The sequence below is a fragment of the Alteromonas sp. AO-Serp genome (assembly GCF_017849675.1).
Classification (GTDB): domain Bacteria; phylum Pseudomonadota; class Gammaproteobacteria; order Enterobacterales; family Alteromonadaceae; genus Alteromonas; species Alteromonas macleodii.
Genome location: NZ_JAFLMX010000094.1, coordinates 1 through 17,861 on the forward strand (window position 1 = coordinate 1; position 17,861 = coordinate 17,861).

A 17,861-nucleotide genomic window follows, 5' to 3' on the forward strand; every position below is an offset into this window, starting at 1 on the left:
ACTTCTTGATATTCAACAGCAATGAGCTCAGGAAAACACGGAAGGTATATTCTATGCTCTTCCCACTCTACTAAATGGCTAAAGTCACTGTCATAGAGTGAAAGGCTATCAGGCTCTGTACTATTCAAAGGCATTGCTTTAGCAAGTACAGTCGACTTGTAGACCCAAAAAATACCAATATGAGGCAGCTTAGTTTTCATCTTGTATATCTCCAACATGTTGACGTCACCCAACTGTCTTGACAGAGATTTACAACCCTTTAATTATTTTAAATTTGCTGCTGAAGTGAGCGCTATTCGCTTGCATGATATATCGTAGTCAAAAGAGGAAAGCTAACTTCTTATCTCTACTCGAATAGGTAACGTTAATAAGCATTAACATGAACTATTTAACACGAAAGTAACTCTGCTACGGTTCTAGAGCAGAAAGAGAATTATCACAATTATTATAGTGCCCCTTCATAGATTTCAGTCATCTGTGGATCCTCTTCAGATTTTTAGGAAACCTCCCCTAAAGAAGCTTACTATGCCAGAAATGAGTGGTTGTTAACAAACAAAGTATACTTCAGAATTCATACTCGAAGCGGTATTACTCTGCTAGAAACCTGATATTATTGGTCGTCAGATTGCTTTAGATATTAGTATTTTTCTTAGTCTACCGAACTGCTGAAAACATCATACTGCGCAATCTAAAGATAAAACACGTAAGAGCAGTGATCCCCGTTGTGACGCGGGGATAGCAGATTAAAACATGAACTTGCCAAGGTCAAAAAATGACCGGTATTTTTACGCGAAGCGACAACGTTTTTAGCCAAAAAGTTACAGTAAGGTATCTAGCGATATCGAGTTTCCGATATGCCTTTCTACTAGTCTATTGTACCGTTTATTCGAAAATGGAGCCTTAGATGATTTGGTGAACTCAAAGAAGCGATGCGAACCAACTTCATGCTCATAAGCATAGCATCACGGTTATGGCATGAGCCAGATAATATTTACTTTGTTGTTCATTGATGCGCTCACTGTAAGGAGATCAGATAGCAATTGGAAAAGCTACCTCTTGGGTCAACGGTGATTTTATCTTTCAGTATTGGACTTGCTTTTACACTTGTTGTAGGGGGTATTACAGGTTTTGGTACGAGCGAGACGCAATAATTGTGACAGGCTTATTGAAATTGCATGTTGTATTCTCCTATTCCTTCGGTGTACTTATTTTACATTGCCGGATTATGTATGAGCAGGCTTTGCAGTAGATTTCTGTTTTTCTGACAAGATTTAGCAACTTAATTGAAATACATGGCTTTTTAATACAGAGTTCCTCTTGTGAATCAGAAAGCTGACCATTTAGGCATTGACTACAATCATATTTTAAGAGAACATGAATTGCCAATAGAGGAATCTTGTGTTGAAAACGAATTACCGCATTAGCAAAAATCTAAAAGTGGTCTTAGCCGCTTTTTTGTTGTGCGCACAATTTTTGTTGATTGTGACTGACGCGTTTTCTATTGAACAAGACCACTTGTTTAGCAATGAATTATGTACTGAAAATACATTAATCGAACTGTCCGATGCTTACGATTTAGATACGGGAAGTGATTGTGACCATTGTTGTTCTTGTCATGGTCATTTTACACACATAGCTTTTTACTTTGATATTGAAAGCTCGTTTCTAAAAAAATCTCCCAATTTAGTCTCAGTTTATAGTGAAGCTACACCTAATCGTTTCATTAACCAAATAGAGCGTCCTCCAAGAATTTAATCCCTGTCGTTTTTCGTTTTTTCAACTGACTAGGATTATATATCATGAAAATTTCACAGTTTCCTGTGCGCAAACTTACGCGCGCCGGAATATTGACTAGTGCATTGATGCTATCTCAAGCCAATGCATTGGCAGAACAAGTAACTTTAGATGATGCAGTTCAACTTACTCTCAACCGTCATCCAAGCTTGTTGAAATTCAGACCTCTTACTAGAGCTCTTGAGGGAGATCGCCAACAAGCTTTGCTTTCTCCAGCTTACACCGTAGGTGCTAATCTAGAAAATGTGATGGGCACAAGTTCTACTTCGGGAGTTCAAGCAGCAGAAGCAACCATCTCTCTATCTTCAGTGTATGAACTTGGTGGAAAGAAGAGTGCAAGAACACTGGTTGTGGATGCCAGAGCTGCCCTTTTAGATTCAGAGCAGTATTCAATGTCTCTCTCACTACTTGGTGGGCTCACTCAGCAGTATATTCGCGTTCTGGCACAACAGGAGCGTCTGCAAATAGCTGAGCGAAGTGTGAGCTTAGCTGAAGATGCTCTTACTGTGATCACTAATAGAATAAAAAGTGGTGCAACGAATGATGCTGAATTGTTCAGAGCTAAATCGGCTTTAAATCAAGCGAAATTAGAACTTGCGACAGCAAAGGTGAATAAAGAGATAGCCCTGCAATCTCTCACACTATTCTGGCAGGGCAATTATGAGGATATCACGCTTACTGGTTCTTTAAATTCACCCGCTAAAAATTATTCCTACGAGACACTTTTTAACCAATTCTTATCATCATCGAATGCGGATTTACTAATTAAGTCACTTGACCTGAAGGACGCTGAAATTCAGTTGGCTAAGTCTGATAATACCGCAGACCTATCTTGGTCTGTTGGTGTTAGAAGGAATCAGGGAGCTCAAGATACATCGTTAGTTTTTGGTGCCTCAATTCCACTATTTGCTGAGAAGAGGAATTCGGGTGCAGTCAAATCTGCAATTGCTAGTAAGGAGGCGGAGTTATTAGAGCGAGACACCAAGTATCTCGATGTAAAAGCGATTCTATTTAAAGCAACGAAAAGCATAAATTTTAGTTCACAGGCAGCATTGCACCTGGAAAAAGAAGTAATGCCAGATTTGAAAAGAGCATTGGAGCTGACCAAGGAGGGCTATCAAAAGGGAATTTACACTTATCAAGAATGGTTTGCTTCACGTGATGCACTTCTCCAATCTCAACGGAGTCTCGTCAACTATCGCGAAGCCACCCTGCTCAATGAAGCACTTATCGAACAATGGACAGGGCAATCTCTGAAATCATTCACTTTCAATCTCCAGGATTAATTATGCTAAAGCAAATTTTATTTTTATTTCTTATCGGCACTGTGACATCTATCGCGACCGCAAGTGAAGATGTCACCAATTCAAATGACAACCAAAATATATTCCAGAAAGGTAACATCAAAATAGAAGTAAGTATCGATGAAAGCCCCGAGGGCTCTGTAATTATTGCCTCGACTTTTGAAGATGGGAAGCCATTTATCCCTGATTCCTTTTCTATAGAGCTACAGAAGTTAGGTTCAAGCTCAGAAAAATTTGAGTTTCAAACTTCAGAGGGGGTTTTGCGGTCAATAAAAGCTCTGTCTGAACCTCATTCTTTTAGGGCTACTATTTATCTGACTGACAAAAGACGAAAGTATTCCTGGGAGTGGGAAAACTTCGAGGGAAGAACACAGATCTCAAGAGCATTAACTGAAAAGTTTCAATTAGCAACCTCCGAAGTTCAGAGTGGGACCATTGAAAGACATATCGAATTGTTGGGTACTCTTGTAATTCCACCCAAGAACAAGGCTGAAGTTAATGCGCGGTTCTCGGGAGTTGTAGAAACTCTCGCTTCGGATGTTGGTGACAGCGTGAAGGCTGGCGATGTAATTGCAAAAATTCAATCAAATGACAGCTTACAAACCTACATCGTGAAAGCGCCAATTTCGGGTACGGTAGTAAGTCGAAATGTTAATGTTGGGCAGTTGGTTACCAGTGAAACGCTTTATAAAATAGTCGACGCTGAAACGCTTTGGGCAGAATTGAAAGTATTTCCATCCAAGCGGGATACAATAAAGCAGGGCTCTTATATCCACATAAAAAAAGGTTCCCGACAGCAAGATGCAAAGGTCAAATTTCTCATTCCGTCAGGTTCACTTGAACCTTATCAGATCGCAATTGTTGAAATCACTAATACCGAAGGAGAATTCTCCCCCGGCGATATGGTTACAGGTGTAGTTGATGCTCAGAAAGTCGATGTTTCGCTTCGCGTTGAGAATGAAGCTATCCAATCAATGGATGGTAACTCAGTTGTATTTTTAAACGATGGTAACACGTTTCAAGCTGTCCCTGTCGAGCTGGGTATAAAAGATGACAACTTCACTGAAGTAAAGCGTGGCTTAATCGCTGGTCAAATTTACGTATCAAAAAATAGCTTTCTGATAAAAGCGGATCTTGAAAAATCCGGTGCCTCTCACGCTCACTAATCCTGGAGACGATAAATGATTGATAATATTATTCGTCTTTCAGTAGAAAGACGCTTTTTGTTTCTTGTTCTTGCACTAATCTTAATTGGGATCGGCGTTTGGAGCTACCAGCGATTACCTATTGATGCTGTACCAGATATTACAAATGTACAGGTTCAGATTAACACCAAAGCTCCGGGGTACTCACCATTAGAAGCTGAACAACGAATAACATTTCCTGTCGAAACAGCACTATATGGCTTGCCTAACTTATCCTATACACGTTCTATATCGAGGTATGGTCTTTCACAGATTACAGTTATTTTCGAAGAAGGAACGGATATCTTTTTTGCCCGAAATTTAATCGACGAAAGACTTGCTAACCTTAAAAGTGTTTTACCTGATGGCCTTGAGCCAGAAATGGGGCCAATCGCAACAGGGCTTGGCGAAATTTTCGTATATACACTGGAAGGGAAAGATGGAGCAACGTTACCCGATGGCTCGCCGGTCACACCTATGGCTTTAAGAGAGGTACAAGATTGGATCATTCGACCACAGTTAGCCCAGGTTCCGGGAGTAGTAGAAGTAAACACTATTGGAGGTTATGACAAGCAATATCACGTCAATCCCGACCCTGTAAAAATGCTGGAGATGGGAGTCTCGCTTAAAGACATTTCTGAAGCACTATATTTAAACAATGATAATGCTGGAGCAGGCTATATTGAGAAAAATGGCGAGCAACTTCTTGTTCGCTCTCCAGGTCAATTGACAGGGATAAAGGATATCGAAAATGTCGTAGTAGGAAAAAAAGGATCTGTTCCTGTTCTAATAAAAGATATTGGAACTGTAGGCTTGGGTAAGCAGCTGAGGACCGGTGCCGCTACAAGAAATGGTAAAGAGACAGTGATGGGAACGGTCATGATGTTGCTGGGAGAAAACTCAAGGGAAGTTGCAGCTTTAACTGCCAGTAAATTAACTGAAATTCAAAGATCGTTACCAAGCTGGGTAGTTACTGAACCCGCCTATGATCGAACTACACTGGTCGACAAAGCGATAAACACTGTGCAGAAGAACCTGCTGGAAGGAGCATTACTCGTAATTGTCATATTATTTTTACTACTAGGCAATATTCGAGCGGCTCTTATTACGGCTGCGATCATACCTATTGCTATGATGATGACAATCACTGGAATGGTCCAGAGAGGTGTTTCGGCAAATCTGATGAGTTTGGGGGCTTTAGATTTTGGTCTGATTGTCGATGGCGCTGTCATCATTGTTGAAAACTGTATTAGGCGCTTATCTGAAGCGCAACAGCATCACGGCAGACTTCTTCAACTCAAGGAACGTCTAGAAGAAGTGAAAATAGCAACGATTGAAGTAATCAGGCCCAGCTTATTTGGAGTCGGGATCATAACCGCTGTTTATCTGCCTATTTTTACTTTAACAGGCGTAGAGGGAAAGATGTTTCATCCCATGGCAATAACTGTTGTTATCGCTCTTATTGCGGCAATGATTTTGTCACTGACGGTAGTGCCTGCAGCGATCGCAATTTTCATGGGGGGAAAAATCAGTGAAAAGGAGAGTTTTTTAATACGTTGGGTGAAACTGGCTTACGAACCAGCACTTAGGGCTATTCTTAAATTTAAAGCTGCTGCTCTTGGGGCTGCACTAGCGTTTGTTGTCTTCTGCGGATGGTTGGCAACAACACTTGGGTCTGAATTTATTCCTCAACTGGATGAAGGTGATGTCGCTTTACAGGCTTTACGCATAACGGGTACCGGTCTAAACCAATCAATTCAAATGCAAGAATTACTTGAAGATGCGCTGTTAGAAATTCCAGAGGTAGCGGTAGTCTTTGCGAAAATAGGTACACCAGAAGTCGCTACAGACCCAATGCCTCCTAATGTAGCCGATAGTTTTGTAATACTTAAACCTCGCTCAGAATGGCCTGATCCAGCTAAATCTAAATCGGATCTAGTGGCTGAAATTGAATCAGTCGCCTCAAAGCTTCCCGGTAATAACTATGAATTTACCCAACCAATTCAAATGAGATTTAATGAATTGATTTCCGGCGTAAGGGCTGATGTTGCAGTCAAGGTTTTCGGTGATGACTTAGAGCAATTGTTGGATTCTGCAAATAAGGTTGCTGAGATCGCTGAGTCGATACAAGGTGCCTCAGACACGCGAGTTGAGCAAGTTGCCGGCCTTCCTATGTTGTCCATATTACCAAAACGAGATGCTCTCGCAAGGTACGGTCTTAACGTAGCAGACATTCAAGCACTCGTTTCAACCAGCATAGGGGGTAAGGAATCAGGCATAATCTATGAAGGCGATCGTCGGTTTAAAATTGTAATCAGATTATCTGAAGAGTTGCGTACAAATATTGACAAATTAGAGAGCTTACCTGTTCGTGTCGGCAATAGTTTTGTACCGCTTGAAGAGGTAGCCACTCTCGAGTTAAAGCCGGCGCCTGCACAGATCAGCCGAGAGAATGGAAAGCGCAGAGTTGTCGTAACGACTAACGTTCGAGGAACCGACCTAGGAGGATTTGTCGTTGATTTACAAAAAAGACTTAAATCCGATTTAAAAATGAAGGAAGGATATTGGTTAGAGTTTGGTGGTACCTTTGAACAACTGGAATCCGCCAGCAAACGGCTGACTTTAGTCGTTCCGGTTACGCTTGCGTTAATAGTTGGCATACTCATTATGGCGTTTGGGTCTGTTAAAGACGCATTGATAATTTTCACTGGTGTACCACTAGCCTTGACTGGAGGAGTACTGGCACTCTGGATTAGAGATATGCCTCTTTCAATTTCTGCGGGAGTAGGCTTTATCGCTTTGTCCGGGGTCGCGGTTTTGAATGGACTAGTGATGGTCGCATTCATCAGACAACTCTGGCAGGAAAATGGTGATATTTATACTTCAGTAATTCGAGGGGCCATAATCCGGCTTCGACCTGTTTTGATGACTGCGTTAGTGGCCAGCTTAGGCTTTGTTCCCATGGCACTTAATACAGGAACAGGTGCTGAAGTACAAAGACCGCTCGCCACTGTAGTCATTGGGGGAATTATATCGTCAACTTTACTGACATTATTTATTTTACCTGCGCTTTATCAGCTCGCACATAACAAACGCAACTCTTAATCAAATTTTACGCCCGGTATGTTCCGGGCGCACCGGAGCCTCTATGACTCATAATCATTCAAATAGCTCAAACAAAATTGGGTGGGCTTTTCTATTAAATTTCAGCTTCACAATTATTGAATTTATTGGCGGCTGGCTAACGAACAGCACTGCTATAATGGCAGATGCTGTTCATGATCTCGGCGATTCAGTTTCTATTGGAAGCGCCTGGTGTCTCAATAGGTTAGGAGAGAGAGAGGCCGATGAAAATTTCACATATGGGTACAAGCGACTCAGCCTGTTAGGGGCATTTATTAACGGAGCCGTACTTATCCTTGGCTCAATCTGGGTATTATCAGAAGCCATTCCTCGAGTATTAGACCCGGTCGTTCCAAATACAGAAGGCATGATATTACTTGCGATTCTAGGTGTCGCTGTAAACGGCTTTGCTGTGTATAAACTCCAGGGAGGAAATACCCTAAACGAGAGAGTGTTGAACTGGCATTTATTGGAGGACGTTTTAGGCTGGGTTGCTGTATTAATTATTGCCATAGTAATGCAATTTGTCGACTGGCCAATTTTAGACCCCCTACTTTCGATTGGCTTTACGCTTTTTATATTGTTTAATGTAATTCGAAACTTATTAGCAACCTTAAAATTATTTTTGCAAGGTGTTCCAGAGAAAAACTTATACAAACAAGTGTTAGATGAACTCCGGAGTGTTGATAGAGTTGAATATATCCATGACTTAAAAATTTGGTCACTTGACGGAGAACACAATGTTATTACTATACGCGTTGGCAGTGCCTTAAAGACAGTTGAAGAATACAAGTTATTGAAGCTTGATATTTATGATAGCTTGGCCATGTTTGACTTCAGTTACAGCACAGTTGAAATAGAGTTTACTGACGAGCATTCTGCAGTTAATGAGGAGGTGAGATGAAATTCCATTACTCATTAACAATGATAGTCGACAGTAATTCAAGTTTTAATACTAAGCTAAAATTTTATTTGTGACACATTGTCTACAATCATGACTATAGATTTTCATGGAACTTTTTAGTTTGTTCCCCTCATGATTAAATTTTTTGTCAAACTGTAAGGAGAGTGTGATAGATAATAATGCGTAACTAAAGTGGTAAGAGGCAAGATTGAACACGTACCTTCGACATCAACGTTTCTTTCGTGCTCTTACGAGATGTTGAAAATAAAATATAGAGACATTAATGAAATTTATAAGTAACTATAAGATGAGCTTCTTATTTTTTATGAGTGGTATTTTGTGTTTAATCGCTTATAACATAAAAGGCTCGAGTATAGATGAAAATGGTTTTTTGGTTGAATCGTTTGGCTTCATTCCTATATTTTGGCTATTTGAGCTGATGGCATCGCTGACTTTTGCTTTCACTTTCATTAAACTTAAAAAAAATCAGCGAAAGTAAAAGCACGCGAAGAACTTTTTCTAACTGACAATTTTGCTTTGCGATTTGCTATGCAACTCCTGGCTAGTAATTGAAAACTGAACCCAAAGGTTGTTGGGTATTGCCTTTTAGTTATATCAGACTTTAACTTCTTATATTAAAGCTCGCTAATTATTGGCTTTCTATTCTTTTATACACATTGATGAATTTGCACAGTTGGACCCATGTCAGTGCGGTACCTCATCGGTGAGTCAACAGTCTCAAATCAAAAATATCTACACAATGTAGCTAACCACAACAGTGATGAAATTGCGATCGTCACTAAAACAGCCGCTGAGCCTAAATCTTTCGCTAAGCCTGACAGTGGGTGAATCTCTTTTCCAATACGGTCAATAGTTACTTCAATTGCAGTATTTATAATTTCAGCGAACAAAACGAAGAGTATGGAGGAAAGTAAAATCGCCTTTTCCATATAAGGAATTGACCAAAATGCAAGCACTCCCGCCGCTAAGATAAGTAAGATAAGTTCTTGCCGGAACGCTGACTCGTTTTTAACAAGCCATGATATAGCTCGAACTGAGTTTTTCATTGCTAATACAATACGCAACATGCCCTTTGGTTTGGCTTTAGGGTCGAAATGCATTTTTGATGTGGCTTCGTCTATGACTCGCATTTTCGTAAAATATCCTGAGTGGGTTGGTAGGTGCTGCTTTGCACATTAGTAAGACCAAGTAATGTGTCAAAAAGGTTGTCATGCGAATAAGGATGACTGGATAACGACTTTACGCAATCACTGTATTCAGGTTGGCTAAACTTGGAGGCCCAATAAACCATTGGTACATGAGTTTGCTCAACAGGCGCTAAATTATAAGGGAAACCGTGTAAATAAAGCCCTTTTTCTCCCAATGACTCACCATGATCCGATAGATAAAGCATCGACGAATTAGGAATAGTGGAAAGCTGTTCAATAATCTGGCCTAGCACGTAGTCTGTGTATGCAATAGTATTATCGTACGTATTTGTCAGCTCTGCCTCTTCACAATTTTGAATATCACTTCTGGGACAGTCAGGCACGAACTTAGCAAATTTCTCTGGGTATCTCCGGTAGTAAGTAGGGCCGTGTGAGCCAATCATATGTAAGACTATCACTCTATGTTCTTTAGATGGCCTTGAAAGAGTTTCTCTTAAAAGGTCAACAAGTAGGGGTTTTGCGCCCATCCCCTCGAAATCGGCATTAGGAATTAAAACATTGAGTCTGTTATGATTATGAAAAAATAATCAGGACTATATGCCATCGCTGCTGAACAAACAAAACGCATTCAAATACTCACGTCGTTTGAAGTCAAAGAACTTTATGCTCTCCCCAACTTTAGTCACTCCGACAGAGAAGACTACTTTTCACTCGACAAGGAAACTCAGAAACTGGTCAATACGTTGAGGCAAACAGAGACCAGAATCTATTTTATCCTCTTATTGGGTTATTTCAGATCCAGACCAATAATTTTCAATTTTACATTCTCAGATGTTGAACCTGACTTTAACTACGTTAAAGCAAAATATTTCAGCGATAAAAGCGTTCAAGATGAAGATATTCCACCGCGAACCAAAACAGCGTTAGTTAGAAAACTTCTGACTTATACAGGCTTCTCCGTTTACCAGAGCAAGAATGACAAGGCACCTTTACTCAAAAGGCTCAATGTCGTTGTTAAAATCAATCAAGAGCCAAGATATGTGTTTGATGAATGCATTGCTTACTTTGGACAAAACAGGATTGCGTTAGCTGGTTATACGACACTTCAAGATATCATATCGAGTGTACTTTCTAGTGAGCGTAGTCGCATTGAGTCTGTCCTGAACCAAAACCTAGGCAGTGATACAAAAGCTACGCTTCTTAGATTGCTTGATTCCAAAAGCACGTTCACAGATCTCGCTATGTTAAAGCGCATGGCGAAGGATTTTTCAGCCAGCCAAATATCACAAGAACTAAAGACGCATAAAATCATACGTGCGCTTTATCCAGAAATTAAGACACTGATTGCTGAATTAGAGCTGTCACCGAAAAACCTTGAATACTACGCGTCTTTAGTAAAACACAAGTCGGTTTATAAGTTAAAAAGACATGCTGATAGTCAAACCTTGTTATATCTTGTTTGTTATCTATTCTTCAGGTACCGCGAAACTAACGACAACCTCGTTTCTGCATTTATCTATCTCGTCCGAAAGCTTGCTGAAGGAGCAAAGAGTCACGCCAAACAGGGAGTTATCGAAGATATAAACATTGTCAGAACAAAATTGAAATCGGCTGGCAGTCTGCTGAATTACTTCATTGACAGCGATATTGACGATGCATTGACCTTTGGCGATGTACGCAAAAAAGCCTTTAAGTTGCTACCTGCTGAGAACATTAAATTGCTTAGCGAACATCTTGATAGCAATGATTTTGATGGGCGTAAATATGAGTGGCAATTTATTGATAAACAGTCAAGCAAGGTGAGTAAACTTCTACGCTCCTTGTTCATGGCCATAGACATTGAGTTTATCCATTTAAAAGATGATTTACATAATCAGTATGTAACGTTGCGCTCTGAACTCAGTGAATGCAAGGCTGTTAGAACCATCAACCTAGACTTGGTACCCAAAGGTGACCGAGGGTATTTGCAAGGAGAAGTTTCTAAGCAAATAGCTATTCGTTTTGAGTACTTCCTGTATCGTAAAGCAGAGCAACTATTTCAAAACAATAGCCTTACCGTAAAAGAGAGTGTCAATAATCGTAGTCTGAGTTCAGATTTAATCCAGCCAAAAGAATGGCAAAACAAAGACGATATTATTGAAAATACAGGGCTTGATAAACTATCAGCACCAATTAACCAAACCTTGGATGAGAAGCAGTATCAGCTTGAAGTGAAATTGAAAGAGGCTGGCACACATATATTCAGTGGTGACAACAAATACGTCGAAGTTATACCTGGTAAGTCAGAACTAAAATGGTCTATCCCAAATAGCCGCTGGCAACAAACGGTTGATAACCCTCTCTATAATCAAATTCAGCATATGGGTATTGTCGAGCTTATGCTGTTTGTTGACGAAAAAACTAATTACCTCAATGCTTTTACACATATCGCTACCACAAAACAAAAATCATCAGTAGACAAAGAAGATCTGGTTGCCTGCATACTCGCCAACGGTACGAATTACGGCCTATATAAAATGGCCAATATCTCCGACCGTTCGATGGGAAAGTTGCGCAGTGTTAATGATAGTTACATCAGATACGAGACGCTGAAAGAGTCTAATGATCAGATCTCTAATGCCATTGCTATCCTGCCAATATTTGCTTACTACCATATTGATGACAATCAGTTATTTTCAAGCATCGATGGTCAAAAATTCGAGTGTAGGATCAACACCTTTAAAGCCCGTTATTCATCCAAGTATTTTGCCAAAGGCAAAGGTGTCTCAGCGCTGACGTTAGTGTCAAATCATGTGCCAGTGAATACTCAAGTTATTGGCGCGAATGAATATGAAGGTCATTTTGCATTTGATTTGCTTTACAACAATACCTCTGAGATACAGCCAAATACGTTATCCACCGATAACCACGGCACGAATAACGTCAATTTCGCTATTTTAGATTTCTTTGGCTACACCTTTGCGCCTCGATACGCAAAAATGAAACGAGTGTTTTTTGACTTATTTGAAGTTACTGAAGAAGAAGGTGGCCGAATTCAGTTAAAGAAAGACGTTAACTATAAATTAGTGGCTGAAGAATGGGAAAACATTCAACATATCCTTTGTTCTCTTAGCCAAAAGACAACTACTCAAAGCACCATCATTAGAAAGCTCAGTAACGGCAAGAGTCGCACGTTGTCAGCTTTGCATGAGTATGATCGTCTAATTAAAGCGATTTACGTTTTGGAGTACGTTGATAGCTCAACACTACGCCATTATGTTCAGCAAGCGTTAAATAGAGGGGAAGCCTATCACCAGTTAAAACGAGCCATTACCTCAGTCAATGGTAATAGATTTCGTGGTGGTAACGATTATCAGGTGTCTCAATGGAATGATTGTGCGCGGCTCATTTCAAACTGTATTATCTATTATAATTCTGCCTTGTTATCAGCCTTTTTGAAGATCCAAGAAAGAAACGGTAGACAAGATGTGGTAGATATTATTTCTAAACTATCACCGGTTGCTTGGCAGCACATCAACTTGAACGGAGAGTATGCCTTTAACAAAAATCGTAAAGCGATTGATTTGGCAGGTTTGCTTAGTGGTGTGGAGCCTCTGCAAAGTGAATAATAGTTCAATGAGTTGCTTTCTTATAATCACATTGCTAAATAACGATAGAAAGTTGCTTTAGATATAGAAAGTGAATTACAAATAGACTCTATAGAAAGTGAATTATTTTGGTGCATCTGCTTTGCCATCTGGACTTTAGGGTTGTTGATACCGATTTTAGGTCTACCGCCATTCCGTCCTCGTGCTCTTGCAGCAGATAAACCAGCATTGGTCCGCTCTTGGATTAATCGTCTCTCAAATTGCGACAATGCACTAAATATATTGAACATCAACTCACCTGAAGCTGTTGTTGTATCAATAGCACCGTCCTGGATCGATTTGAATCCAATGTCTTTTTCAACTAATGACTCAATCAAATTGATCAAGTGAGACATTGAGCGGCCAAGACGATCTAATCGCCATACTATTAAAATGTCTCCAGATGACAATGTATCAAGACATTTATCTAATCCTGGTCGAGTTGATTTTGCTCCCGACGTTTTATCGGTAAAAATATGTTCAGGAGCACACCCGTTGTTCATTAACGCATCGATCTGTAGATTTAAGTCTTGATCAGATGTACTTACTCGAGCATACCCTATTTTGAGCCCCATAATCTTATTTACATGTTGAAAAATGACTTTATGAGACTATATTAAATGAGATGGGTTTATAAAACAAATAGAACCAATAAAATCAGACCGAGCGGAGAAAATACTTTTCACTCTCATAAAACGGTCGTTTTTTAATACTTTCTTGTTTGATGAATTTATTGATTTAGTATTAATTTAATTAGTTTCTTCATTGAGATACTGACGCTATCATTAACACAGCAGTAGGTGTAAATAGAGGAAGTTCAAACGTCGGCGTTGAACTAAAAGGTATTACCATTGCATAGACTTGAGAAAGAGTTGCTCGACTTAGTTCAATCCGATACGCGCATATTCAGGTTTATTGAACACTCGTCATTGGACGGTATGTGGCATTGGGACTTGGAGAACGCTGAACACTTTTTGGTCCATATTTTTCTTGGTCGAAAGATCGGATCTTGGAACAGGCAATTAGTTCAATTTCTTAAACCGAGTTCAGGTTAGTTAGACCGTCAAGTTCCTTTAGTAATCACGCGACTATACTTTAGGTATGGTCGTAGCTCGTGATATCAATTCCCAGCGTTAAGAACTTAGTTAATAACTTTATTACTTTCTGGCAAATTTTTTAAACAACGTCTTTACAAATTTGCAGATCATTTCTATGGTTATTTTGTGGTATGGACTTTCCAATTGGAAAGCCGTATGACGTTGTGTGGAACTCGCCTTGATTTTTTTGAGTTATTTTGTAGGTTCAAGTAAAACATGTGTTTGCTTTAAAGGTCCAGTTATCTGTTAGGCATTGATGTAACTCATTTTCTGCTGTCATGAACATTAGTAGCAATTTGAATTTCTGAAAAAGGTGGGCATCCTATAGACAGGACCTTACCAAGATTAACTTCGCATTTGTTCTTGGTAACTACTTTTCCAAAAAGGACTGTGAAATGCTACAAGAATCTATTGCTGTAAAAGATGTAAGCCCATTCCATATATCAACTCCATCAGAACTACTTGAAACACCTAAAGAATATCAAGATCTCGTTAAGAGGCAATTGACTGCCCATGCTGAAGGGGAACTTTCTGGAGCTGATGACTATGTAAAATTGTTTTACTTTTTGACAAATGACCCCTACGAGAAAGCAGTGTGCTGCGAATTAGCCAAGGATGAACTTGACCACTATCAAAGAGCTGCGGACATTTTATTAGATATTGGTATAGATACGTCATTTATGCTATCGCAAAACTTGAACGATAGAGCGTTCTACGCGACCGAAGCCGTAAAAAGTTGTCGAAATTGGGCTGAAAGAGCATTGATTTCGACTCTTGTAGAAGACGCTGTAATTGATGTCCTAGAGGAAATGGCTCAAAGTTCCTACAGGCCTATTGCTGACATGTGCCCTCATGTTTTAAAGGATGAAAAACTGCACGTTGGGCATGGATTCAGGATTACGAGGAGCATGTGTAAGACGAAAAATGGATTCAAGCAAATTCAAGAAGCTCTTATAAGAATGTGGCCAGTAACACTTGATACCTTTGGCAGAAGTGATTCCCCAAGGTCAGAATTGTACGTGAAATACGGGTTGAGGCAAAAGTCATATTCCGTTGCACGCAACGAATTTGCGGAAAAGGCCAGAAGAAAATTAGAAGCTCTTGGACTTCATGTACCAGACGATACTGCAAACAGAAAGTTTCTCTAATCTTATGCTAGAAGGATTTGCTTATGAAAGATGTTACCAAAAATGCAATATTTAAAAGGCTTAACGGTGACTTTGAATATTATGCTCGTTATCAACGGATTAAACAAATTAGTTCAAGAGTTAGAGTGTCAGAGTATTTAATCACTACAGCGTGCAATATAAGGTGTAAAGGTTGTTGGTTTTTTGAATATGACTTTGACAAAAGAACAAAAGATTTGTCCAAAAAGGATGAAATTAAAAAGTTTCTTATCTCTGAGAGGAATAGAGGTATCAATACTAGTCTGATTATAGGAGGCGAGCCTACGCTCCATCCCAAAAGACTCGAATTATTTGCTGAGATTATGGAGTTTAATAGCATATCAACCAATGGTCTTAAAGCTTTGCCCAAAGAAGGCTTTAAGGATTTTTCGGTTTTAATCTCTTTGTTTGGTGGTGGCTCTCTAGACGATGACCTGCGAGCGATCAAACCTAACGGAAACTCCTTTTCGGGTCTATTTGAGACTGCTCTTAAGAACTATAAATATGATCCGAGAGCCCATTTCATTTTTGCAGTGACTGAAGATGGAATTGCTCATATCGAAGAGACAGTGAGAAAAATATCGGAAAATGGAAATACAGTCTCAGTTAATTTTTATAGTAAGTATGGTACGAGCGATCCACTCCGGACCAAGTACGAAAAAAGATTACTTGATGAAATTTTGCGAGTCAGGGAGTTGTTTCCAGAGACACTCGCTAGCCACCCTTACTACATTGAAGCTATGGTAACAGGGAAAAGTCACTGGGGAGATTTTGGATATGATGTTTGCCCCAGTGTGAGTGTAGACCATCCACAAAATGCTGAAAGAATTAAGAACGGTAATGCTGTACTTCCAGGATTTAATGCCTACGCCTCAGACTGCAAAACGGTAAACTTTTGCTGCACTTCAGGACATTGCGAGGATTGTAGAGACAGCCAAGCTGTAATGAGTTGGATAATGATAAATCAAAAGAGATTCGTCAAAGATGAAAATCTACTCAAAATATGGATTGAGATTGCAGAGAGCTATTGGCATCAATTTGTATGGGCTCATGATTTCCGCTATTCCGCGCCATCATTGCAAACTAGCGAAAATCTTAATCTGAGAAATCAGCACCATCTTCTAAAGGAGGTTGGCTAATGCAATCTATGCAAAGCGTTCAGGAGCAGAAAGAATATTTGCCAGACGTAGGCTACATCATTGAGTCCCAATTACTCTTAAGTGAGAAGGAAGTAGTAGATGGAGCCAAGTTCATTGGCGATTTAAATCCTGTACATAATGACCCAGATAACGAACAAACAATTCGTCTTGGAGGGATTATTGCAAGTGGCAGCCATATCACTGCAGTATTTTCCGCTCTTCTTCCTACTCACTTCATGAAATTTGGTCCTATGCTTGGAGCTCACATGGATGTAAAGTTCACAGCACCGATAAAACCCAATACAATCTACACTATGAATTGGGTTGTACAGTCAAAGGAGTATAAAAAGAGTCTCGGCGGTACAATTTACGCCAATGCGGGTACTATTATCGATCCAGCTGGCAATGTGACAGTTAGAGCAAACGCAAGCATCATCCTCTACTAGAACTATTTAGAGGGGTGTTGATTGCTAACCCGAAAACGCCCCTCAAGTTTACTTGTTATTATTCGTTCTGAAAATTCAGATGCCGTTGAAGCAGCGATGACAAAGCATATCTGCGGCTCAACTACTGTCCATGCTGATGAAAATGCCGCTTATGATGTATTGAGTGCATACTAAAATAGTACCGACTAAACACACCAGTCAATTGATCTACATGTATCAACTCTCGATATGTTTCTAATTGTTTTGAAGTATTCAAGTGTTTAACAAGTCATTGTTGAAGAGTTGAGAGAGATAGTGGCTTCTTTAGGAAGTCGGTAGCGCTCAATACCATTGATGTCTGGTAAGTAAACATCTAGCACAATGATATCTGGTTTATACAATTGGCAAAACTTAACTGCACTTTTACCGTTTGCAACAATACGGATTTTCTTTAATGCTGTGAGGTTGTTTGATATAAGTTCAGAAGTAATGGCGTCATCTTCAACAATCAGAAGTTGACCTGCGAGTAGCTTATTTACATCTTTAGACATGTGGACACCTCACAACTTTGTCTACTAGTAGTAATAGTCTTGGCGATGTCTACCATTAGTCAAAAGACTATTTCACTGTACGCGCAGTTATTGCTTGAACAAGCATGAGGGTCATTCTCACAGCAGAAGCTTTTATCATTTTAGTTATCTATGCCTATTTTTAATTATTTGGCAGTTTTTCGAAGAATTCACAAAAAGCGCGTTCATTTGGCCGTCATCATTCTGATGCCGATTTCGAGGGGATGGGCGCAAAACCCCAATAAGTTCCTAACGTGAGATCATGACTGCATGTTAAGTTACATTTTCTACTGCTCGTGAGCCAACAGTTAATTATTGCCAGTAGTCAGCTAAAGCAAGCGCTGATAGCCCTATAAAGAGG

15 protein-coding genes and 1 pseudogene are annotated in these 17,861 nt (G+C 39.8%); 11 read left to right on the plus strand and 5 right to left on the minus strand.

What is annotated here, in order from left to right:
* Positions 1-200 (minus strand): annotated as a pseudogene (locus QVA83_RS07485) (hypothetical protein); the annotation flags it as partial.
* A gap of 1,198 nt (positions 201-1,398) precedes the next feature.
* Between QVA83_RS07485 and QVA83_RS07490 the strand changes: the two are divergent.
* The 6 genes from QVA83_RS07490 to QVA83_RS07515 all read left to right on the plus strand — a co-directional run bounded on the left by QVA83_RS07490 (position 1,399) and on the right by QVA83_RS07515 (position 8,808).
* A complete protein-coding gene (locus QVA83_RS07490) occupies positions 1,399-1,755 on the plus strand; it encodes a hypothetical protein (RefSeq protein WP_023559486.1) in 357 nt (118 codons plus the stop codon).
* Positions 1,756-1,799: 44 nt separating this feature from the next.
* Complete coding sequence (locus QVA83_RS07495) at positions 1,800-3,080, plus strand: TolC family protein (protein WP_126874064.1); 1,281 nt, start codon at positions 1,800-1,802, stop codon at positions 3,078-3,080.
* 2 nt (positions 3,081-3,082) lie between these two features.
* Positions 3,083-4,264 (plus strand): efflux RND transporter periplasmic adaptor subunit, encoded by a 1,182-nt coding sequence (locus QVA83_RS07500; RefSeq protein ID WP_012516885.1) that lies wholly within the window; start codon positions 3,083-3,085, stop codon positions 4,262-4,264.
* 15 nt (positions 4,265-4,279) lie between these two features.
* Positions 4,280-7,387, plus strand: coding sequence for an efflux RND transporter permease subunit (locus tag QVA83_RS07505; RefSeq protein WP_044445997.1), 3,108 nt, complete (start codon positions 4,280-4,282; stop codon positions 7,385-7,387).
* A 43-nt stretch (positions 7,388-7,430) separates the two neighbouring features.
* A complete protein-coding gene (locus QVA83_RS07510) occupies positions 7,431-8,309 on the plus strand; it encodes a cation diffusion facilitator family transporter (RefSeq protein ID WP_012516887.1) in 879 nt (292 codons plus the stop codon).
* A 325-nt stretch (positions 8,310-8,634) separates the two neighbouring features.
* Positions 8,635-8,808, plus strand: coding sequence for a DUF3955 domain-containing protein (locus QVA83_RS07515; protein WP_231513154.1), 174 nt, complete (start codon positions 8,635-8,637; stop codon positions 8,806-8,808).
* A 244-nt stretch (positions 8,809-9,052) separates the two neighbouring features.
* Here QVA83_RS07515 and QVA83_RS07520 read toward each other — a convergent pair whose 3' ends face one another.
* Positions 9,053-9,460: a diacylglycerol kinase gene (locus tag QVA83_RS07520; RefSeq protein WP_024015552.1), complete on the minus strand. Its 408-nt coding sequence runs from the start codon at positions 9,458-9,460 to the stop codon at positions 9,053-9,055.
* Positions 9,448-10,005, minus strand: a complete 558-nt coding sequence (locus QVA83_RS07525; protein ID WP_502711457.1) for a phosphoethanolamine transferase — start codon at positions 10,003-10,005, stop codon at positions 9,448-9,450. Before QVA83_RS07525 ends, QVA83_RS07520 begins: the two co-directional genes overlap by 13 nt.
* 105 nt (positions 10,006-10,110) lie before the next feature.
* Between QVA83_RS07525 and QVA83_RS07530 the strand changes: the two genes are divergently transcribed.
* Positions 10,111-13,086: a Tn3 family transposase gene (locus QVA83_RS07530; RefSeq protein ID WP_080653184.1), complete on the plus strand. Its 2,976-nt coding sequence runs from the start codon at positions 10,111-10,113 to the stop codon at positions 13,084-13,086.
* Between the two features lie 26 nt (positions 13,087-13,112).
* Here the strand turns inward: QVA83_RS07530 and QVA83_RS07535 are convergent, their stop codons facing one another.
* Positions 13,113-13,679, minus strand: a complete 567-nt coding sequence (locus tag QVA83_RS07535; protein WP_015068652.1) for a recombinase family protein — start codon at positions 13,677-13,679, stop codon at positions 13,113-13,115.
* Positions 13,680-14,596: 917 nt separating this feature from the next.
* Between QVA83_RS07535 and QVA83_RS07540 the strand changes: the two genes are divergently transcribed.
* The 4 genes from QVA83_RS07540 to QVA83_RS07555 are packed head-to-tail and all read left to right on the plus strand — an operon-like array spanning position 14,597 to position 17,126.
* The gene (locus QVA83_RS07540) at positions 14,597-15,349 is read left to right on the plus strand and encodes a Phenylacetic acid catabolic protein (protein WP_015068650.1); all 753 of its coding nucleotides are present in this window, start codon (positions 14,597-14,599) and stop codon (positions 15,347-15,349) included.
* Between the two features lie 23 nt (positions 15,350-15,372).
* Positions 15,373-16,506 (plus strand): radical SAM protein, encoded by a 1,134-nt coding sequence (locus QVA83_RS07545; protein ID WP_015068649.1) that lies wholly within the window; start codon positions 15,373-15,375, stop codon positions 16,504-16,506.
* A complete protein-coding gene (locus QVA83_RS07550; protein ID WP_015068648.1) occupies positions 16,506-16,952 on the plus strand; it encodes a MaoC family dehydratase in 447 nt (148 codons plus the stop codon). The genes QVA83_RS07545 and QVA83_RS07550 overlap by 1 nt, the downstream gene beginning before the upstream one ends.
* A gap of 21 nt (positions 16,953-16,973) precedes the next feature.
* Positions 16,974-17,126 (plus strand): hypothetical protein, encoded by a 153-nt coding sequence (locus QVA83_RS07555; protein ID WP_020742482.1) that lies wholly within the window; start codon positions 16,974-16,976, stop codon positions 17,124-17,126.
* A gap of 86 nt (positions 17,127-17,212) precedes the next feature.
* Here QVA83_RS07555 and QVA83_RS07560 read toward each other — a convergent pair whose 3' ends face one another.
* Complete coding sequence (locus QVA83_RS07560; RefSeq protein WP_015068647.1) at positions 17,213-17,482, minus strand: response regulator; 270 nt, start codon at positions 17,480-17,482, stop codon at positions 17,213-17,215.
* Positions 17,483-17,861 lie beyond the last annotated feature (379 nt).